Consider the following 19,555-nt stretch of genomic DNA (forward strand, 5'->3'; position numbering starts at 1 on the left):
ACCGCAAGCCGCCGGGTCAGTCCTGGCGGCCCTCGACAACGGAGGCGCACTCATGACCCGTCACGACGTCGGAACCGAGGCCGCGGCCACCACCGGCGCGCCGTCCGACAGCGCCGTCGCGGTGGACCGGCTGGTGACGGCCGGTCTGAAGTCGCTCGCCGACTACGAGTCGCTGACCCAGGAACAGGTCGACCAGATCGTGAAGAAGGCCTCGGTCGCCGCCCTGGACCAGCACACCGCGCTGGCCCGCCTCGCGGTGGAGGAGACCGGGCGCGGTGTCTTCGAGGACAAGGCAGCGAAGAACATGTTCGCGTGCGAGCACGTCACGCACAGCATGGGCTCGATGAAGACGGTCGGTGTCATCGCCCGCGACGACACCGAGGACATCGTCGAGATCGCGGAGCCGGTGGGTGTGGTGTGCGCGGTGACGCCGGTCACCAACCCGACCTCCACCACGATCTTCAAGTCGCTCATGGCGCTGAAGACCCGCAACCCGGTCGTGTTCGCCTTCCACCCCTCCGCCCAGCGGTGCAGCGCGGAAGCGGCCCGCGTCGTGCGCGACGCGGCCGTCGCCGCGGGCGCGCCGGAGCACTGCGTGCAGTGGATCGAGGAGCCGTCCGTCGAGGCGACCCGCACACTCATGCACCACCCCGGGGTCTCGCTGATCCTCGCCACCGGCGGCAACGCCATGGTCAAGGCCGCCTACTCGGCGGGAAAGCCGGCCCTGGGCGTCGGCGCCGGCAACGTCCCCGCCTACGTGCACAAGAGCGCCAAACTGCGCCGGGCCGTCAACGACCTGGTGCTGTCCAAGACGTTCGACAACGGCATGATCTGTGCCTCCGAACAGGCCGTCGTCCTCGACGACGAGATCTACGACGCGGCCCTCGCCGAATTCCGCACCCTGCACGCCCACCTGGCCACCGCCGAGGAGAAGGCGAAGCTGGAGACGTTCCTCTTCCCGACGGGCAAGGTCGCGGGCGCCGGCTGCGAGCCCAAGGTCAACTCCGCGGCCGTCGGGCAGAGTCCGGCGTGGATCGCCGAGCAGGCCGGCTTCACGGTGCCCGCCGACACCTCGCTCATACTGGTCGAGGCCGAGCGGGTGGGCCCGGACGAGCCGCTGACCCGCGAGAAGCTGTGCCCGGTGCTCACCGTGCTCCGCGCGGGTTCACCGGCCCAGGGCTTCGACCTCGCCGCCGACATGGTCGCCTTCCACGGCCAGGGACACAGTGCCGTCATCCACACCGAGGACCGGGAACTGGCCGAGGCGTACGGCCGGCGCATGAAGACCGTACGGATCATCGTCAACGCCCCGTCCTCGCAGGGCGCGATCGGCGGCATCTACAACAACCTCCTGCCGTCCCTGACCCTGGGCTGCGGATCCTGGGGCAGCACCTCGGTGTCCAACAACGTCTCCGCCGCCCAGCTGCTGAACGTCAAGCGGGTCACCACGCGCCGCAACAACCTGCAGTGGTTCAAGGTCCCGCCGAAGATCTACTTCGAACCGCAGGCCATCCGCTACCTCGCCTCGATGCCGGACGTGCACCGCGTCACGATCGTCACCGACGCGACCATGACCCGTCTCGGCTTCGTCGACCGGGTGAGCCGGGTCCTCCAGCGCCGCCAGGAACCGGTGACCCTGCAGATCATCGACAACGTCGAGCCCGAGCCGAGCATCGACTCCGTCCGGCGCGGCGCCCGCCTCATGCGGGACTTCCGCCCGGACACCATCATCGCGCTGGGCGGCGGCTCCCCCATGGACGCGGCCAAGGTGATGTGGCTGCTGTACGAGCAGCAGGCCGAGGGCAAGGACGTGGACTTCGCCGACATGCGGCACAAGTTCTCCGACATCCGCAAGCGCGCCTTCCGCTTCCCCGTCCTCGGCAGGATCGCCCGCCTGGTGTGCGTCCCCACCACGTCCGGCACCGGCGCGGAGGTCACCCCTTTCGCCGTCATCTCGGACCCCGCCACCGGCAAGAAGTACCCACTCGCGGACTACGCCCTCACTCCCAGTGTGGCCATCGTCGACCCGCTCCTCACCACCGAACTGCCCCCGTCCCTGGCCGCCGACAGTGGCTTCGACGCCCTCACCCACGCCATCGAGGCGTACGTGTCCGTCTACGCCAACGACTTCACCGACGGGCCCGCCCTGCACGCGATCCGGCTCGTCTTCGACCATCTCGAAGCGGCGGTCAACGACCGCGCGAACAGCCCCGAGGCCCGGGAGAAGATGCACAACGCCGGAACCATCGCCGGCATGGCCTTCGGCAACGCCTTCCTCGGCATCGTGCACGCCATGTCGCACACCCTCGGCGCCACCTTCCACATCGCCCACGGACGCACCAACGCCGTTCTGCTGCCGCACGTCATCCGCTACAACGGCACCGTCCCGACGAAACTCACCGGCTGGCCCAAGTACGAGAACTACCGCGCCCCGGAACGCTTCCAGGACATCGCCCGCACCCTCGGTCTGCCCGCCGCGACCCCGCAGGAGGGCGTGGAGTCGCTCGCCACCGCGGTGGAACGTCTGCGCGACGCCGTGGGCATCGAACCGACCTTCCGGTCCCTGGAGGTCGACGAGCGCGCCTTCCTCGACGCCCTGCCCCAGCAGGCCATGAACGCCTACAAGGACCAGTGCGCACCCGCGAACCCCCGTATGCCCATGCTCGACGACATGCGGGAGCTCATGCGCGCCGCCTACTACGGCCGTGAGCGCCGGGACCAGGGCCGTCCGGACGCCCCGCGGTCGGCTCAGCCGTAGTCCGCACAGCCACATGACCGGCGTCCGACGGGTCCGACGGAGCTGAGAGACGCGGTTCCCGCCCGATCGGCCGGCGAGCAGAAGGGAGTTGTGTGATGGCGAGGGCATATCTGGTGGGCAGCGGAATCGCGGCACTGGCCGCGGCCACGTTCCTGATCCGCGACGGCGGCTTCAAGGGTTCCGACATCCATCGGACGTCCACCGTGGTGCCCTGTGTGATGCCGTACATCACCAGCCAGTTCCTGGCCCGGCGCCGCGACGACCGGCCCCGTGTGGTACCGGAGGGATCGGTCAACCTCGCCTTCACAAGGGCCACCACGACCCCCGCGTACTGGCCGCCGCCCTGGAAACCATGCACCACCGGTAAGCCACCCACGGCCTGAAGGCCGTCCGGCCCACAGTGAGGACCATCGGCACCTGTGGGAACAGCGTGACCCGAGAGACAGTGGACGCAGGAGCGGCACCGATCCCCCGCGGTGTCGCTCCGTGCAGGTTGATACGCCCTGAGCCGCGCGAAGCAGGGACCACCGGACACCGACCGGGGCCGAACGGCCCTGGTGCGAGATGCTCCCGCGCGGTTCGAATGACCCGATCAGGCCCACGCGTGGCTCCGGGAGACAGTGAACTGTGAGTGACCCAACGATACGGAAACCTGCCATGGTCAGCGACGACGAACCGTCGAGCTCCTCAGGAGCGCACACGAGTGTCGAGCTGGACGGGCGCGAGGCGCTGCGGCTGTTGGGCAGTGTGTCCTTGGGGCGGGTCGTCTTCACCCGGCTCGCGCTGCCGACCGTCCGCCCGGTCAACCACGTCGTCGTCGACGGAGACATCGTCATCCGCACCCACGGTGACGCCACCCTGGCCCGGTACGCCCAGCAGAACGGGGGTGAGGGCGCCGTCGTCGCCTACGAGGCCGACGACATCGACCCCGACACACACACCGGCTGGAGCGTCGTCGTCACCGGCTACGCGCGACTGGTCACCGACCCACACGAACTGGACCGCTATCGGGCCTTGTTGCGCCCCGGGGTGATGCAGCGGATGGATCACGCCATCCGCATCCACCCCGATCTGATCACCGGGCTCCGCCTCAGGGACCACGCCCCGCCCCCGTTTGCCTGAGCGCCGTCAGTCGTGCGGCACCACCGCGACCGGTGCGACCGCGTTCCGGAGGACAAGGGTCCGGCGAGGACACACTGCCCGGCGACGCCGGGCGCTCGGGCCCGGGACATGCGCGCGGCCTCGCCCAGCGCCCCACCGCCACCGTCCGGGCCGCCGACCCGGCGTCGCGAATGGATGGGGGCACCCTGCGGCACAGGACCGGAACGAGATCGTGGTCGGCGTGTCCGAGCCCGGGCCGGCCGTCGGCCTCCTGCTCTCGGACGGTGGCGGTCCGCAGGCCTTGGCCGCGGTCGGTGAGGTGCACCGGCTGCTCACCGAACGGCTGTTGCCCCGTCTGCTGACCGAGCCCGAGCCGTGGCGGTTGGTGGGCGCGGACCCTTCCAACGTCTCGCGGGCCATCGAAGGGACGCCGCACGTCGACTCGTCGGTGCGGTCACTGATGCGGAGCACGACCGAGGACGTCGAAATCAACGGCCGGCACATCGCCAAGGGCGAACGAATCGCGCCTCTCACCGCGTCGGCCGGCCCTCGGTCCTCCGCTCCTCGGTCCTCCGCTCCTCGGCCCTCAGCCCTTCCGTGCCGGCACCCGCCACACCAGCGCGGTGCCGCCGGTCTCGGGCGTCCCCAGTTCCAGCCGTCCGCCGAGCTGCTCGGCGCGCTCCGCCATGTTGCGCAGCCCGCTGCGACGGCCGTCGGCGGGGATGCCCACTCCGTTGTCGGTGACCGACAGCCGTACCTCGCGCCCGTCCGTGGCCAGGAGTACGTCGGCACGGTCCGCCCGGGCGTGCCGGGCGATGTTGGTCAGGGCCTCGGAGAGCACCGCCACCACGTGGTCGGCGATGTCCCTGGGTACGTCGGTGTCCAGCAGCCCTTCCATCCGGACGCTGGGGGCGAAGCCGAGAACCGGGGCGGCCTCGCCCACGACCCGTACGGCACGGGCCCGCAGGCCGGTCTCTCCCGTGCCTCCGCGGGTGCGCAGGCCGAAGATCGTCGACCTGATGATCTTGATGGTCTCGTCGAGGTCGTCGACCGCGCGGGCCACGCGCTCGGCGGCCTCCTCGTGCTCGATGAAGCGGCCGGCGCTCTGAAGCGTCATTCCGGTGGCGAAGAGCCGCTGGATGGCCAGATCGTGCAGGTCGCGTGCGATGCGGTCCCGGTCCATGAGCACCGCGACCGCCTCGGCGTCCTGACGGCGTTCGGCCAGCTCCATCGCGACGGCCGCCTGGCCCGCGAAGGACTGGAGGGTCTCGGTCTCCGTCGCCGAGAACTCCGGCTGACCGGCCTTCCGCGCCAGCAGGACCACGCCTCGCGGCCCCGCCTCTCCCGTCCCGATGGGCACCGCCACGGCAGGGCCGAGTCCGCCGAACCTCGGCGGTTCCAAGGAGACACGTTCGTCCTGGGTGACGTCCGCGCTGGTCACAGGGGCCGCGTCGGAGAACGCCAGCCCCATCAGGCTCTTGTCCATGGCCAGTACGAGGCCCCGGTGCGCCTCGGCGTCCATCCCGACGGCGATCTCCACGGCGAGCGACCCGGTGTCCTCCATCGGCAGCGCGACCGCCGCCAGTGCGCATCCGGTGATCTCGCCGGCCCGCTCGGCGATCAGGGCGAGGACCTCGGAGCGCTCACCGCCGGACATCAGGCTGTGTGTGATCTCCGCGTTCGCCCGCAGCCAGCGTTCCCGCAGCCGGGACTCCTCGTACAGCCGGGCGTTGTCGATCGCGACTCCGGCCGCCACGGCGAGCGTCAGCGTGACCGAGACGTCGTCCTCGTCGAACTGGGCTCCGCCCCGTTTCTCGGTCAGGTACAGGTTGCCGAAGACCTGGTCGCGCACCCGGATCGGGACGCCCAGAAAGGTGTTCATCGGCGGGTGGTGCGCCGGGAAGCCGAACGAGGCCGAGTGCTCGGAGATCTTCGCCAGGCGCAGCGGCTCCGGGTGGCGGATCAGTTCCCCCAGGATGCCGTGACCTTCCGGATACGGGCCGATCCGCGCGATCTGCTCCTCGCTGACGCCCACGGTGTGGAAGGCGGAAAGACGCCTGCCGTCCGGTCCGATCACGCCGAGCGCCGCGTACTCCGCGTCGACGAGTACCGCGGCGGCCTCCACGATGCGGCGCAGGGCCTGCTCCAGATCCAGCTCCCGGCCGACCGACAGCACCGCCTCCAGCAGGCTGTGCACCCGGTCCCTGGTGCCGCGGGCCGCGTCCAGCCGCGACTGCAGCTCCTCCAGCAGCTCGTCCAGCCGCAGCTGTGGCAGCCGCACGCGAGCCTCTTCCGGGGTTTCCACCCTGCGTTCCTCCAGGTCACCTCGACGCTCGGACCCCCAGTGGTCCGGTCAGGTGTCACGGTAGTGGTCGGCCGCGAGGTCCGGTAGCGAATCCGGCCGGGCATCCCGGCTTCCGTCCCCCGGATCTCTGCACCACCGACATCATGTCCGTCCCGGCGTCAACCCGCAGGCGCCAGGCTCACGACGGACCGCCCCGGACCTGCCGGGGCCGACCGGCCCCCTGGAGGGGACCGAAAGCACCTGCCCCTTCCGGTCCCGGTGGCCGGACGCTGGAGAGGTACCCAGCCCGAAGCCCATCGGAGGAGACCGGCGTCATGGTCCGATACGTGTACGACTTCACGGAAGGCGGCCGTGACCTGGCCGGCCTGCTCGGCGGCAAGGGCGCGAACCTGGCCGAGATGACCCGGCTGGGCCTGCCGGTCCCGCCGGGCTTCACCGTCACCACCGAGGCCTGCCGGGCCTTCCTCGCCGAGGGCACCGAGCCGGAGACCCTGGCCGGCGAGATCCGCGCCCACCTCACCGCCCTGGAGCAGGCCGCGGGACGGCGACTGGGGCAGCCGGACGATCCGTTGCTGCTGTCCGTCCGCTCCGGGGCGCGGTTCTCCATGCCCGGCATGATGGAGACGATCCTCGACATCGGCCTGGGTGACGACTCGGTGCTCGGCCTGGCGAAGGTCTCCGGGAACGAGCGCTTCGCCTGGGACTCCTACCGCCGCCTCGTCCAGATGTTCGGCAGTACGGTCATGGGCGTCGACAGCTCCCTGTTCGAGGACGCCATCGCGGACCTCAAGCGAAAGCAGGGGGCGCCGAACGACCTGGGCCTGAACGCGGCGGACCTGGCCGGGCTCGTCGCGACGTACAAGGAACTGATCCGCCGGGAGACCGGTGAGGACTTCCCGCAGTCCCCGGCCGAACAACTGCGCCGGGCGGTCCTGGCCGTCTTCGAGTCCTGGCACGGCGAGCGGGCCAGGCTGTACCGCCGCCGCGAACACATCCCCGACGACCTGGGCACCGCCGTCAACGTACAGACCATGGTCTTCGGCAACCTCGGTTCAGATTCCGGCAGCGGCGTCGCCTTCACCCGCGACCCCGCCACGGGACAGCCAGGCCTGTACGGGGACTACCTGGCCGACGCCCAGGGTGAGGATGTCGTCGCCGGCATCCGCAACACCGTTCCGCTGACCGCTCTGGAAGAGCTGGACCCGGCTTCGTACGGGCAACTACGCCGTCACATGGGCACGTTGGAGACGCACTACCGGGATCTGTGCGACATCGAGTTCACCATCGAGCGGGGCCGGCTGTGGATGCTCCAGACCCGTGTGGGCAAGCGCACCGCCGAAGCCGCGTTCGCCATCGCGACGGAACTCGTCGACGAGAAGCTGATCACTCCCGACGAGGGCCTGGCCCGGGTCGGCGGGGACGGCCTGGCCCGGCTGATGTTCCCCCGGTTCGACACCTCGGCCGTCGGCGGGGCGCTCGCCCATGGACTGCCCGCCTCACCCGGTGCGGCCGTGGGCGCGGCCGTGTTCGACTCGGCCGAAGCGGTCCGCCGGGCCGCCACGGGCGAGAAGGTCGTCCTCGTCCGCCAGGAGACCACGCCCGACGATCTGCCGGGCATGATCGCCGCCCAGGCGGTCCTCACCAGCCGCGGCGGCAAGACCAGCCACGCGGCCGTGGTCGCCCGTGGCATGGGCACGGTGTGCGTGTGCGGTGCCGAGGAGATCGTCGTGGACCTGAAGGCCCGCCGGTTCACCGTGGGCGACACGGTCGTCGAGGAGGGCACCGTCGTCTCCGTCGACGGCTCGGAGGGCACCGTGTACCTGGGCGCCGCTCCGCTGGTCGACTCGGCGGTCATGCGGTACTTCGAGACGGGCGAGCGGTCGGCCGGGCTGGTCGAGGCCGTGGCCCGCGCCATGGAGCGGGCCGACGACGCCCGGCGGCTGGAGGTACGGGCCAACGCCGACACCCCCGAGGACGCCGCCCGCGCCCGGCGGTTCGGAGCGCAGGGCATAGGGCTGTGCCGCACCGAGCACATGTTCCTCGGAGAGCGTCGCAGGCTGGTCGAGGCGATGATCCTGGCCGGCGACGAAGCCGAGCGGGAGAAGGCGCTGAGCGCGCTGCTGCCGCTCCAGCGGCGGGACTTCATCGGCATCCTGGAGGCGATGGACGGTCTGCCGGTGACGATCCGGCTCATCGACCCGCCCCTGCACGAGTTCCTGCCCGATCTCACCGCACTCGCCGTGCGCATCGCCGCCGTGGAGGCCCGCGGGGAGCGGCCCGATCCGCACGACACCGAACTCCTCGCAGCGGTCAGCCGTATGCACGAGGAGAACCCGATGCTCGGGCTGCGCGGCGTTCGCCTGGGCCTGGTGGTGCCGGGGCTGGTCGCCATGCAGGTGCGGGCGATCGCCGAGGCCGTCGTGGCCCGCACCCGGGCCGGGGGCTCCCCCGAGGCGGAGATCATGGTGCCGCTGGTCGGCGCCGTCGAGGAACTGCGCATCGAGCGGGCCGAGGTGGAGCGTGTGCTGGCCGAGGTCTCCGAGGAGTCCGGCATCCCTGTCCACTGCCCGGTCGGCACGATGATCGAGCTGCCCCGGGCCGCGCTGACCGCCGGCAAGATCGCCGGTGAGGCGGAGTTCTTCTCCTTCGGCACCAACGACCTCACCCAGACCACCTGGGGCTTCTCCCGCGACGACGTCGAGGCGGCCTTCTTCTCCGCCTACCTCGACAAGGGCATCTTCGCCACCTCTCCCTTCGAGACCCTCGACCGTGACGGGGTGGGCCGGCTGGTGCGGATCGCGGTCGACGAGGGCCGCGCCGCGCGTCCCGATCTGAAGATCGGCGTCTGCGGCGAACACGGCGGGGACCCCGACTCCGTGCACTTCTTCCACGCGGCCGGTCTGGACTACGTCTCCTGCTCGCCGTTCCGTGTCCCGGTCGCGCGGCTGGAGGCCGGCCGGGCCGCGCTCCCCGAGCCCGGGACGAGCGACAGCCGGTGACGAGGAGGTGGGGCACAGGGCCGCACCGTCGGCGAGCTGATGGCCCATGAGGGCGTAGAGGCCCGCCGGGAGATCAACGACGAGGTGCTGTCCCACGCCCTCGGCCGGCCTGACCACGGTGTGGCCGTCTCGCTCCGCGACAGCATGGCCACGCGGGATGGGGCGCCGGAGCACGGCGTGCCGGAGACCCTCCGCTCGTGATCCGGCCGACGTTTCGGGTGGACGGTGTGGTGGGCGTCGTCAACAGACCGACCGTCCCTGTCGCCTTGGGACCGGTCGGCCCCGTGAAGGGACCAACAGGTCCTGGGGCGGAACACCCCTGACGAGAGACGCTGCTCATGGGAGCCGCTCCGCTCCCTCCCCCGCAGTGCCGTTCCCCGCAGTGCCGTCCGTGCGGCGGCGCCCTTTCGACAACCGACGGAGGCTCACCCTCATGACCCGCCACGACGACCGCGGCGCGACCGCCGAACCCGCCGCCGCGCCGTCCGGCAGCGCCGTCGCGGTGGACCGCCGGGTGACGAACGGGCTCAAGGCATTCGTCGGCCCCGACGCGCTCGACCAGGAGCAGGTCGACCACATCGGGAAGCGCGCACCCTCGATATGCCCGCCACCCCGGCCGAGGGCGGGAAGTCGCTCGCCCCGGCCGTGGAGCGGCTCCGCGACGCCGTCGACATCGAACCGCCCTTCCAGGCGCTGGGCATCGACGAGGGCGCCGTCCCCGGCGCCCTGCCCCAACAGGCCCTGAACGCCTACGAGGACCAGCCCGCGCCCGCCAACCCGCCCATGCCGACGCCGATGCCGATGCCGATGCTCGACGGCACGCGGGAGCTCGTACGCACGGCGTATTACGGCCGTCGCGGGGAGACCGGCACGAACGTGCCCACGAACTGACCCGACCGGGCGAGCCCGCCCCTTTCCCTTCCCTTCCCTTCCCATCCCTTCCTTTCGCTCCCCTCACCCGCCTTCCCAGGAGGATCCATGCTGTCCGCGGAGTCCGCAGCCCTCGTACGGGCCACCCTGCCCGCCGTGGCCGGAGCGCTCGACGAGATCACCACCCGTTTCTACGCCTCGATGTTCCACGACCGGCCGGAACTGCTCGACGGGATGTTCAACCGCGGCAACCAGGCCAGCGGGGTCCAGCGACGGGCACTGGCCGGTTCGATCGCCGGGTTCGCCGGCGCGCTGCTGGAGAACCCCGACACGCGGCCGGACGCGCTGCTGTCCAGGATCGCCCACAAGCACGCCGCCGTCGGCGTCACCGACGACCAGTACACGATCGTGCACAAGTACCTGTTCGGCGCGATCGCCGAGGTTCTGGGGGACGCGGTCACCCCGGAGGTGGCGTCCGCCTGGGACGAGGTCTACTGGCTGATGGCCGGAGCCCTGATCAGCCGCGAAGCCCTTCTCTACCAGGAGGCGGGCGTACGGCCGGGGAGCTGGCGGCCCTGGACGGTCGTCGAGCGCCGGACCGAGACACCCGACGTGGTGTCCTTCGTGCTCCGCCCGGCGGACGGCGAACGCGCGCCGCGGGCCCGCGCGGGCCAGTACGTGAGCGTCCGTGTGCGCATGGACGACGGCGCGCACCAACTGCGCCAGTACAGCCTGTCCTCGGACCCGGGCGGAGACCTGCGGCGGATCACCGTGAAGCGGGTGCCGGCCGGCGCCGACGGACCGGAGGGCGAGGTCTCCGCCCTGTTGCACGACCGCGTCCGTGACGGGGACGAGCTGCTGCTGTCCGCGCCGTTCGGCGATGTCTTCCTCGACGACCCGGTGGACGCCACCACGCCCGTGGTACTCGTCTCGGCCGGTATCGGCTGCACTCCCATGACGGGCATCCTGGCCCGGCTCGCCGCCCTCCGTTCCATCCGCCCGGTACTGGTCCTGCACGCCGACCGCTCCCCCGCCGACCACGCCCTGCGGGCCGAGACGCACGACCTCGTCGGGCAACTGCGGGACGCCCGGGCCGTCTTCTGGTACGAGCGCCCCGGACCGGAGGAACCCGACGCCCGCACCGGCCTGATGGACCTGAGCGGCACGCGGCTCCCCGACGACGCCACCGTGTTCCTGTGCGGCCCGCTGCCCTTCATGCGTGAGGTACGGGGACAACTGCTCGGCGCCGGGGTTCCCGCGCGACGTATCCGCTACGAGGTCTTCGGCCCCGACCTGTGGCTGCCCGGCACCACCGGCTGAACAGCACCGCTGCTTACCGCACCCCATTGAAAGGACCCCTCATGACCAGCGAGAACATCCAGGAGACTCCCCTGGTCCGGCTGCGTGCCGACGGCGCCGTGGACGAGGAGACCCTGGCCTACGCCCGTACGAAGATCGACGCCGTGGTGGGCAGGCCGGGCCTGTCCGCCGTCACCGGCGAGGTGCACATCGTGCGTGCGGCGGTCCACCACGCCGGCCACCCGTGGTCGGCCACCGCCGACCTGCGCGTCGGCGGCCGTCAGGTGGTCGCGGCGGCCGAGGAGGCGACGGGCACGGAGGTCGTCGACCGGCTCCAGGACCGGCTGCGCCGCCAGACCGACAGGGCCGCCCATGCCTGGGACGCCAAACAGCGGACGACGGCGCCGCCGTGGCGCGGCGGAACAGTGGACGACCCTCGCACCGCGTGATCTCGCGGTGCCCGATTGACGACAGACCCGGTCGGTGACGATCCGCCGACCGGGCCGCCGGGCCCGCGTGGTGTGGGCCGTCCGGCCCGGTGCGATGACCAACGGCCCACTGACGCACCGCCCGGCTGCGGGAAACCGTGGGAGACACGGTTCCCGATCGGCCGGCGAGCAGAAGGAGTTGTGTGATGGCGAAGGCATATCTGGTGGGCAGCGGAATCGCGGCACTGGCCGCGGCCACGTTCCTGATCCGCGACGGCGGCTTCAAGGGTTCCGACATCCATCTCTTCGAGGAACAGCGGTCCCTCGGCGGCAGTCTGGACGCGGGCGGCACGCCGGAAGCCGGCTACACCATGCGCGGCGGGCGCATGTTCGAGGCGGAGTTCCGCTGCACGTACGACCTGCTGTCCGGCATCCCCACTCTCGACGACCCGGCCGTCTCCGTGACCGACGAGATCCTGGCCGGGCACGAGGAGTTCGCCTGGGACGACATCGCCCGGCTCGTCGACGGGGACGGCAAGATCGTCGACACGACCTCGCTGGGGTTCTCCGAACGCGACCGGCTGGAGCTGGTCCGCTGCCTGGCCACCTCCGAAGGGCACCTGGACGGCAAGAAGATCACCGACTGCTTCGGTGAACACTTCTTCACGACCAACTTCTGGTTCATGTGGTGCACCACGTTCGCCTTCCAGCCCTGGCACAGCGCCATCGAGTTCCGCCGCTACCTGAGGCGCTTCATCCATCTGTTCTCCGAGTTCGCCTCCATGTCGGGCATCCACCGCACCCGCTACAACCAGTACGACTCCATCGTCCGGCCCCTGACCGCCTGGCTCCGCGAGCAAGGCGTCACCGTGCACACCCACTGTCACGTCACCGACCTCGGATTCGCCCCCGGCGCCGGCCGCGGCACCGTCGAGACGATCTACCTGAACCAGGACGGCTTCGACAAGGAGATCACCGTCGCGCCCGAGGACCTGGTCCTCGTCACCAACGGCTCCATGACCGACGCCTCCAGCCTCGGCTCGCACACCACCGCGCCTCCGCCCGCCCCGCACCGCTCGGACGCCTGGCTGCTGTGGCACCGACTGGCCCGTGGCCGCGACGACTTCGGCAACCCCTCCGTCTTCGACAAGCACGTCAAGGACTCCCGGTGGGAGTCGTTCACGGTCACCACCAGGGACCCCGCCTTCGTGGAGGCGCTCAAGGAGTTCAGCGGCCGCGAGACCGGCAGGGGCGGCCTGATGACCTTCACCGAGTCCAACTGGCTGCTCACCATCGTCGCGAACCGCCAGCCCGTATACCGCGACCAGCCCGAGGGGGTCTCCGTCTGGTGGGGCTACGGACTGTTCCCCGACCGCGCCGGCAACCACACACCCAAGCCGATGACCATGTGCACCGGCCGGGAGATCCTCGAAGAGGTCCTGCGGCACCTGCCGTTCGACGAACCGACCTCGGCCCGGATCCTGGAGACCTCCACCGTGGTGCCCTGTGTGATGCCGTACATCACCAGCCAGTTCCTGGCCCGGCGCCGCGACGACCGGCCCCGGGTGGTCCCGGAGGGATCGGTCAACCTCGCCTTCATCGGACAGTTCGCCGAGGTGCCCGACGACGTCGTCTTCACCGTCGAGTACTCCGTACGCACCGCCTGGACGGCGGTGGCGCGGCTCCTGAAGCTCGACAGGCAGCCACCGCAGGTCTACAAGGGCCACCACGACCCCCGCGTACTGGCCGCCGCCCTGGAAACCATGCACCACCGGTAAGCCACCCACGGCCTGAAGGCCGTCCGGCCCACGGTGAGGACCATCGGCACCTGTGGGAACAGCGTGGCACGAGAGACAGTGGACGCAGGAGCGGCACCGATCCCCCGCGGTGTCGCTCCGCTTCACATGAGCACTCGGTCGTCCGCGTGATCAGGGGACTTCCGGTGCACGCGTGGCTGCGGGAGAGGGAGAGAGAAGCATGAGCGACCCGCCGATACGGAAACCTGTCCCGGCCTGCGACGACGCCTCGTCGAACGTCTCGGAAGGGCGCGTCAGCGTCGAGTTGGACGGCGTCGAGGCGCTGCGGCTGTTGGGCAGCGTGTCATTGGGGCGGATCGTCTTCACCCGGCTCGCGCTGCCGACCGTCCGCCCGGTCAACCACGTCGTCGTCGACGGAGACATCGTCATCCGCACCCACGGTGACGCCACCCTGGCCCGGTACGCCCAGCAGAACGGGGACCCGGGAGCCGTCGTCGCCTACGAGGCCGACGACATCGACCCCGACACACACACCGGCTGGAGCGTCGTCGTCACCGGCTACGCGCGACTGGTCACCGACCCACACGAACTGGACCGCTATCGGGCCTTGTTGCGCCCCTGGGTGTCACGGCGGATGGATCACGCCATCCGTATCAGCCCCGAGCTGGTCACCGGGGTTCGCCTCACGGCGGACGATCCGCCCGCGACGGCCTGAACCCGGCCCGGACCGCGCGCCGTCAGCCGTGCGGGACCGCGGCGACCGGTGCCGGTGTGTGCTGCGGGACGGTGTGTGCCACCGGGCCGGTGTGCGGGCCGAGGGCGGACCACGTCCACGGACACGAGCGGGCCGCCTTCGGAATGCGGCTGACGGCGTGGCGGCGGGCGGGTCATCCGGGGACGACGACCACGGCACAGTGCGCCCGGTGCAGGAGTGTGTGGGCGACCGGGCCCAGGCGGGGGCCGAGCGCGTGCGTACGGCGGTGGGCGCCGATGACGACCACGGCAGCCTCCCGGGTTGCCGCGAGCAGCTCGTCGGCGGGAGCGGTGCGCACCGTGCGGGTCTCGACCGTCACGTCCGGGTACCGGTCCCGGAGGCGGGTGAGGGCGTAACGGGGCACTGCCTCCTCCGCCCGGGCCTTCGCGGTCTGCCGTTCCTGACCCGGACCGCGGGCCGGCACGAGCGAGGGAAGTTCGGGGGTGACGTGCCGATGGGTCCAGGAATGCAGGACACGGAGGTTCACACCGCGCCGCTCGGCCTCCTGGAAGGCGTACGCCGCCGCAGCCGCGTCCGTGTCGTCCGCCAGGCCGAGCAGCACGTCCCGCCCGTCGCCGCACGGGTGGTTCCCGCGGACGACCATGAGCGGTCCCCGGGTGAGCGCGGCGAGCCTCAGACTCACCGAGCCGAACGCCAGACCGGTCAGCGCGCCCATGCCGCGTGTTCCCACGACGGTGAGTGCCGCGTCCGCGCTCTCGCGCGCCAACGCCCGCACCGCGCCGCTCTCCGCCGCGACGGTCTCCACGAGCAGTTCCGGATGCCATGCGTGGGTGCGCGACGCGGCGTAACGCAGGATCGGTGCGGCCTCGTCACGGTCGGGGACGGCGTAGAGCACGCGCAGTCCGGTGCCGTGCCGTACGGCCTCGCTCTCGGCCCAGTCCAGGGCCCTTACGGAATTCAGCGAGCCGTCCACTCCGACGACTATGTGACGCGAGGTCATGGCCGCAACCGTCCCTTCTCCGAGTGACCGTCAGCGGAAGCGGCGCTCGACGAACGCGCACCGGCCTCCTCGAACGATGCTCCTCGTGGGCCATCGCCTCGGGCAGGAGCCGGGAGACCCGGAGAAACGCCGAACGGCCCTTGCTCCAAGGGCCGTTCGGTCCCGGACAGCACGGACAGGCGCAGCCCGGGGGCAGATTCAGGAGGGAAGGTGGACTCCGTACAGGGTGCGCCCGCCGACGAGTTCACGTCCGGTGACCAGCTCCGGTTCGATCCGTACGAAGACCTCTCTGGGTGCCGGCGCCCAGGAACGCGGCCCGGTCCGCAGCAGCCGGGCGTGCTCGGCGGGGTCGGTCACCACGGCGGCCGAGCCCATGACCACGACGCTCCAGCCCGACTGCGTCGTGGCGTCGACCGCGTCGGCCTCGAAGGCCACCACGGCTCCGTCGACCGCGCTCACCAGTTCCGACGAGGCCGAGGCGCGCACCAGCACCGCACCGTCGCGGTCGAGGCCGAAGTTGACCGGCAGGACGGCGGGCAGGGCCTGCCGTGTGTACACGATGCGGCCCAACGGCACCTTGGCCAGCAGGCCCAGGCACTCCTGCCGGTCGAGTTCGCGGAATCCGTCGTTGGCGTCCATCTGCCTTCTCGTCTCTCACCTGACATGGTGGTGGTACGGGCACTGCCCATCGTCGAGCGGGGCGGGCGCCCCGGCCAGGGGCCTTCGGTCCCGGTTTCCGGAGAAAGGCCCTGTTCGGACCACGCTGCGCCGTCCGGCGAGGGCATCCGGTTCGATGCGTACCCTCAGGCCGCCCGGACGGCGACCTCCTCGTGGGACGGCCCGCCGAGCACCACCTTGAGGGCGCCCGTGTCGGCGGCGCGGGCGAAGACGTCGTACGCCTCCTCCATGTGCTCCAGCGGGAAGGTGTGGGTGACCAACTGCTCCGTGGGCAGCCGGCCGGCGGTGGCCATGCGCAGCAGGGTGGGCGTGGAACTGGTGTCCACGAGCCCGGTGGTGATGGTCACGTTCTTGATCCACAGGTCTTCCAGGTGCAGCGTGGCCGGCTTGCCGTGGACGCCTATGTTGGCCACGTGGCCGCCGGGCCGCACCATGCGCGTGCACAGCTCGAAGCTCTCCGGCACGCCGACCGCCTCGACGACCACGTCGGCGCCGAGCCCGTCGGTGAGATCGGCGATCAACTGTTCGGGGTCCTCGCGGGCGTCGGCCACGGCGTCGGCGCCGAGCCGCTTCGCGGCCTCCAGCCGGGGAGCGGCGATGTCGACGGCGACGATCCGCTCGGGCGCGAACAGGTGTGCCGTGGCGATCGCCGCGAGTCCGATGGGACCGGCTCCGACGACGGCGACGGTGTCGCCGGGACGTACCCGTCCGTTGAGCACGCCCACTTCGTAGGCGGTCGGGAAGATGTCCGCGAGCAGGACGGCGTCCTTGCTCTCGACCGCGCCGGGCAGGGCGTGCACGGACAGGTCGGCGAAGGGGACGCGGACGTACTCGGCCTGGGTGCCGTCGATCAGGTGGCCGAGGATCCAGCCTCCACCACCCCGGCACTGGCCGTACGCGCCCTCGCGGCAGTAGCCGCAGCGTCCGCAGGCGCTGATGCAGGAGACCAGCACGCGGTCACCCGGACGTACGGTCCGCACGTCGGTGCCGACCTCGACGATCTCGCCGACGGCCTCGTGCCCCAGGACCGTGCCCGGGCGTACCTCGGGGACGTCACCCTTGAGGATGTGCAGGTCCGTGCCGCAGATGGTGACAGCGCCGACCCGCACAATGGCGTCGGTGGGTTCCTTGACGGCGGGGTCCGGGACCTCCTCCCAGGCCGACTGCCCGGGGCCGTGGAAAACGAAGCCTTTCATGACGCTCCTCCCTGATCCTTTCGAGTGCCGAGGGTGCCCCACGCATCCAGGTTGTCCGGTATTCACCCGCTCCGCTTGGGCCGTCCGGCCCCTTCGCCGGCCGGACGGCCCCGGCCGCCGGTTCGAGGCGCGTCGCGGGGCCGACCGACCCGCCCGAACGGGGACCGAACAGCCCTTCCCCGCACCCCGACGGCCCCGCTTCTCTCTCCTCATGGCCGCTGACGACACGAGGTTCACGCCGTTCCGCTCCCACCGCACATCCGGTGGCACGACCGTCCTGCCCCTGCGGGGCGAGATCGACATCCTGACGGTGCCCGCGCTCTCGGCACAGCTGGACACCCTGACCGCCGACCACTCCCCCGACCTGGTGCTCGACCTGCGCACCGTGTCCTTCATCGACTGCGCCGGGCTGGGCCTGCTGTGCAGGGCGCGGAATCGCGCGCGGGCCCGGCACGGCCGGCTGCGGCTGGTCACGGACAGCACCTGGCTCCTGCGGCTCCTGCGCTGCACGGGCCTGACCGACAGCTTCGACATCCGTCCCCGGTGGCCCGAGGATCCGGCCGGTACGTCGACGGCGTAGCCGTGTCCGCGACGGTCTTCAGCAGCGCGGCACCGGGCTTGGGCCGCGTTGACAGCGGTGACCGCGGTGACCGCGTTTCAGGTGGACCTCATGACCTCTTGGGCCGAACGGCCCTTCTCGACCGTGGAGTTGACCCCGAGCGGCCTTGCGGCGGCACCTGGTCGGCCCATGTGGCGGCACAGCCCTCGCTGTCACCTTCGGAGGTGTCACGACGGCGTAGAGGACGAAGAGGGAGTGCGGACCGATGGCTGGTGGCAGGTACGCGAAGAAGTGGCTGTGGCGGTGGGGCGGCAACCCGCTGCGACGGCGCGACGACATCGTCGAGGCCTGGATCGTGCTTGCCGTGTGGACGGTCTTCGCCGTGGGCGGCACCGTGGCCGGGCTGGTGACCGCCCATGCCGCGGACGAGGTGTTCGCGCGGCAGCGAGCCGAGCGTCACCCCGTACGCGCCCTGCTCCTGGACGACGTCCCCGCCGGTACCACCACGCTCGGTGGTACCTCCGACCGCAGGATGGCGCGCGTGCGCTGGACGGCGTCCGACGGTTCGGCCCGCACCGGCCAGACCCTGCTGAAAACCGGTCTCAAGGCCGGATCCAGGGTCACGGTGTGGCAGGACGGCCAGGGCCGTTTCACCGTCGCGCCACGGAGTTCCACCGAGGCCGCGGTCGAGTCGGGGTTTCTGGGGACCGGGGCCGCCGCGGGCTTCGCCGGCCTGGTGTTCGGTGCCGGAGCTGTCGCCCGGTGGCGGCTCGACCGGCGCCGCGTCGACCAGTGGGGCAGGGAATGGGACCTGGTGGGACCGCGATGGAGCCACAGGACCACCTGACCGCACGACACATCCGGAGCTCCAGGCCGAAGGGCGGCCTGGAGCTTCTCCGTGCGTCCGGGGCACGGGTCGGCACGCATCGGCGCAGGTCGGCACGGGTCCACACGGGTCGGCGCAGGTCGGCACGGGTCGGCACGGGTGCATGACTCCGCCCGACCGTTCGGGCCCTGCCCCGGCCCGAAGACGTACGCCTGTACCGACCCGTCGCGCCGAGCCGTTCCGCGGTCGGCCGGGCCGAGCGCGCGGCACGACTGCGCGGTCCGACGACGCGCACGAGATGCCCTCCCGCACGTCGTACACGCCCGGTCGCTTCCGCCCGGTGCCGCGGAGTGGCCTTTCTGCGTGCCGGCGGCGGAGCGTGCGGCCTGGGAGTAACAGGAGGTACGACGTTCCCTGCCCCGTTGCCGTGGTGCCGGCCCGGACGGCGCCGTGAGGTCGGCCCCGAGGTCCGGTGCGAACCGGACCTCGGGGCCGACCTCACGGGCTGGGCAGTTCCTCTCCTTCTACGAGTCCTTCGAGTCCTTCGAGGGTGTCAGCGCCTCGGCGATGCCTTGCGCCCATGCCTCGATCGCCCCGAAGTCCCGGAAGTCGCCGCCTTTCCCGGAGCGGAGGATCATCCCCGCCACCCACCCCTTGGCGCCTTCCTCCAGGCTCCCTCCGAATGTGACGTGATCCCGGACGTCCAGGCGGTTCATGGTCCGCCGCACGCCGGGAACCGGCGGGATGTCCCGCTCGGAGGCCGAGGCGTCGAGCGGGCCGCTGCTGAAGAGCCACACCGGACGCTGCGCGAGTGCGGTGCGGTACCGGCGGACGAACCGCCGGGCGTCCTTGTGCCAGCGTCCCGCGTAGAGCCCGCCGCCGACCACGACGGCGTCGTACCGCGCCACGTCCGTCACGGACCGGGCGGGGGCCGACTCGACGGTCAGCCCGTCCTTGCGCAGGACGTCGGCGACGGCTTCGGCGATCTCCGCCGTGGCCCCGTTCGTCGTTCCGTAGGTGACCAACACGGTGTCGGTCGTGCTGCCGGTCATGATGGTCCGCCT

General features: G+C 71.4%; 16 protein-coding genes and 1 pseudogene. 12 read left to right on the forward strand and 5 right to left on the reverse strand.

All coding sequences use genetic code 11. The features are described 5' to 3' along the window. Window positions 1-52 precede the first annotated feature (52 nt). From adhE to AOK08_RS08175, 3 genes are all read left to right on the forward strand, one after another. Entirely contained in the window at window positions 53-2,758 is a 2,706-nt protein-coding gene (gene adhE, locus AOK08_RS08165) for a bifunctional acetaldehyde-CoA/alcohol dehydrogenase (RefSeq protein ID WP_055524783.1), read from the forward strand. 95 nt (window positions 2,759-2,853) lie between these two features. Beyond that, window positions 2,854-3,141: an oleate hydratase gene (locus AOK08_RS48845; protein ID WP_055524784.1), complete on the forward strand. Its 288-nt coding sequence runs from the start codon at window positions 2,854-2,856 to the stop codon at window positions 3,139-3,141. Between the two features lie 274 nt (window positions 3,142-3,415). Next, on the forward strand, window positions 3,416-3,880 hold the full coding sequence (locus AOK08_RS08175; RefSeq protein ID WP_055524785.1) for a pyridoxamine 5'-phosphate oxidase family protein: 465 nt from the start codon (window positions 3,416-3,418) through the stop codon (window positions 3,878-3,880). A 565-nt stretch (window positions 3,881-4,445) separates the two neighbouring features. Here AOK08_RS08175 and AOK08_RS08180 read toward each other — a convergent pair. Further along, window positions 4,446-6,164, reverse strand: coding sequence for a GAF domain-containing sensor histidine kinase (locus tag AOK08_RS08180; protein WP_055524786.1), 1,719 nt, complete (start codon window positions 6,162-6,164; stop codon window positions 4,446-4,448). 314 nt (window positions 6,165-6,478) lie between these two features. Here AOK08_RS08180 and ppdK point away from each other — a divergent pair, with 314 nt between their 5' ends. The 7 genes and pseudogenes from ppdK (at window position 6,479) to AOK08_RS08210 (ending at window position 14,232) form a co-directional block, all read left to right on the forward strand. Beyond that, on the forward strand, window positions 6,479-9,163 hold the full coding sequence (gene ppdK, locus AOK08_RS08185; protein ID WP_055524787.1) for a pyruvate, phosphate dikinase: 2,685 nt from the start codon (window positions 6,479-6,481) through the stop codon (window positions 9,161-9,163). Window positions 9,164-9,202: 39 nt separating this feature from the next. Further along, window positions 9,203-9,364 (forward strand): hypothetical protein, encoded by a 162-nt coding sequence (locus AOK08_RS45590; protein ID WP_157876608.1) that lies wholly within the window; start codon window positions 9,203-9,205, stop codon window positions 9,362-9,364. 384 nt (window positions 9,365-9,748) lie between these two features. After that, a pseudogene (locus AOK08_RS08190) lies at window positions 9,749-10,054 on the forward strand (hypothetical protein); the annotation flags it as partial. Between the two features lie 87 nt (window positions 10,055-10,141). Further along, window positions 10,142-11,353: a globin domain-containing protein gene (locus AOK08_RS08195; protein ID WP_055524789.1), complete on the forward strand. Its 1,212-nt coding sequence runs from the start codon at window positions 10,142-10,144 to the stop codon at window positions 11,351-11,353. A 41-nt stretch (window positions 11,354-11,394) separates the two neighbouring features. After that, window positions 11,395-11,781, forward strand: coding sequence for a hypothetical protein (locus AOK08_RS08200; RefSeq protein ID WP_055524790.1), 387 nt, complete (start codon window positions 11,395-11,397; stop codon window positions 11,779-11,781). A gap of 137 nt (window positions 11,782-11,918) precedes the next feature. Beyond that, entirely contained in the window at window positions 11,919-13,538 is a 1,620-nt protein-coding gene (locus tag AOK08_RS08205) for an oleate hydratase (protein ID WP_277816012.1), read from the forward strand. Between the two features lie 199 nt (window positions 13,539-13,737). Beyond that, window positions 13,738-14,232, forward strand: coding sequence for a pyridoxamine 5'-phosphate oxidase family protein (locus AOK08_RS08210; protein ID WP_055524792.1), 495 nt, complete (start codon window positions 13,738-13,740; stop codon window positions 14,230-14,232). Window positions 14,233-14,404: 172 nt separating this feature from the next. Here AOK08_RS08210 and AOK08_RS08215 read toward each other — a convergent pair whose 3' ends face one another. The 3 genes from AOK08_RS08215 to AOK08_RS08225 all read right to left on the reverse strand — a co-directional run bounded on the left by AOK08_RS08215 (window position 14,405) and on the right by AOK08_RS08225 (window position 17,106). Next, window positions 14,405-15,232: a universal stress protein gene (locus tag AOK08_RS08215; protein WP_198539173.1), complete on the reverse strand. Its 828-nt coding sequence runs from the start codon at window positions 15,230-15,232 to the stop codon at window positions 14,405-14,407. A gap of 198 nt (window positions 15,233-15,430) precedes the next feature. Continuing rightward, window positions 15,431-15,871 carry a pyridoxamine 5'-phosphate oxidase family protein gene (locus AOK08_RS08220; protein WP_055524793.1) on the reverse strand — a complete coding sequence of 147 codons (441 nt, stop codon included), beginning with the start codon at window positions 15,869-15,871 and terminating at the stop codon, window positions 15,431-15,433. A gap of 164 nt (window positions 15,872-16,035) precedes the next feature. After that, the gene (locus AOK08_RS08225) at window positions 16,036-17,106 is read right to left on the reverse strand and encodes a zinc-dependent alcohol dehydrogenase family protein (protein WP_055524794.1); all 1,071 of its coding nucleotides are present in this window, start codon (window positions 17,104-17,106) and stop codon (window positions 16,036-16,038) included. Window positions 17,107-17,317: 211 nt separating this feature from the next. Here AOK08_RS08225 and AOK08_RS08230 point away from each other — a divergent pair, with 211 nt between their 5' ends. Continuing rightward, window positions 17,318-17,686 carry an STAS domain-containing protein gene (locus tag AOK08_RS08230; RefSeq protein WP_055524795.1) on the forward strand — a complete coding sequence of 123 codons (369 nt, stop codon included), beginning with the start codon at window positions 17,318-17,320 and terminating at the stop codon, window positions 17,684-17,686. A gap of 244 nt (window positions 17,687-17,930) precedes the next feature. After that, entirely contained in the window at window positions 17,931-18,512 is a 582-nt protein-coding gene (locus AOK08_RS08235; RefSeq protein WP_055524796.1) for an Rv1733c family protein, read from the forward strand. Window positions 18,513-19,015: 503 nt separating this feature from the next. Here AOK08_RS08235 and AOK08_RS08240 read toward each other — a convergent pair. Continuing rightward, window positions 19,016-19,543: a flavodoxin domain-containing protein gene (locus AOK08_RS08240; RefSeq protein WP_055524797.1), complete on the reverse strand. Its 528-nt coding sequence runs from the start codon at window positions 19,541-19,543 to the stop codon at window positions 19,016-19,018. Window positions 19,544-19,555 lie beyond the last annotated feature (12 nt).

It is taken from the genome of Streptomyces graminilatus, from assembly GCF_001418565.1.
Taxonomy (GTDB): domain Bacteria; phylum Actinomycetota; class Actinomycetes; order Streptomycetales; family Streptomycetaceae; genus Streptomyces; species Streptomyces graminilatus.

Excerpts from the sequence above, each read along its gene's own strand:
- adhE (WP_055524783.1), top strand. The coding sequence starts at position 53 with ATGACCCGTCACGACGTCGGAACCGAGGCCGCGGCCACCACCGGCGCG.
- AOK08_RS48845 (WP_055524784.1), top strand. The coding sequence starts at position 2,854 with ATGGCGAGGGCATATCTGGTGGGCAGCGGAATCGCGGCACTGGCCGCG.
- AOK08_RS08175 (WP_055524785.1), top strand. The coding sequence starts at position 3,416 with ATGGTCAGCGACGACGAACCGTCGAGCTCCTCAGGAGCGCACACGAGT.
- ppdK (WP_055524787.1), top strand. The coding sequence starts at position 6,479 with ATGGTCCGATACGTGTACGACTTCACGGAAGGCGGCCGTGACCTGGCC.
- AOK08_RS45590 (WP_157876608.1), top strand. The coding sequence starts at position 9,203 with ATGGCCCATGAGGGCGTAGAGGCCCGCCGGGAGATCAACGACGAGGTG.
- AOK08_RS08195 (WP_055524789.1), top strand. The coding sequence starts at position 10,142 with ATGCTGTCCGCGGAGTCCGCAGCCCTCGTACGGGCCACCCTGCCCGCC.
- AOK08_RS08200 (WP_055524790.1), top strand. The coding sequence starts at position 11,395 with ATGACCAGCGAGAACATCCAGGAGACTCCCCTGGTCCGGCTGCGTGCC.
- AOK08_RS08210 (WP_055524792.1), top strand. The coding sequence starts at position 13,738 with ATGAGCGACCCGCCGATACGGAAACCTGTCCCGGCCTGCGACGACGCC.
- AOK08_RS08215 (WP_198539173.1), bottom strand. The coding sequence starts at position 15,232 with ATGACCTCGCGTCACATAGTCGTCGGAGTGGACGGCTCGCTGAATTCC.
- AOK08_RS08220 (WP_055524793.1), bottom strand. The coding sequence starts at position 15,871 with ATGGACGCCAACGACGGATTCCGCGAACTCGACCGGCAGGAGTGCCTG.
- AOK08_RS08225 (WP_055524794.1), bottom strand. The coding sequence starts at position 17,106 with ATGAAAGGCTTCGTTTTCCACGGCCCCGGGCAGTCGGCCTGGGAGGAG.
- AOK08_RS08230 (WP_055524795.1), top strand. The coding sequence starts at position 17,318 with ATGGCCGCTGACGACACGAGGTTCACGCCGTTCCGCTCCCACCGCACA.
- AOK08_RS08235 (WP_055524796.1), top strand. The coding sequence starts at position 17,931 with ATGGCTGGTGGCAGGTACGCGAAGAAGTGGCTGTGGCGGTGGGGCGGC.
- AOK08_RS08240 (WP_055524797.1), bottom strand. The coding sequence starts at position 19,543 with ATGACCGGCAGCACGACCGACACCGTGTTGGTCACCTACGGAACGACG.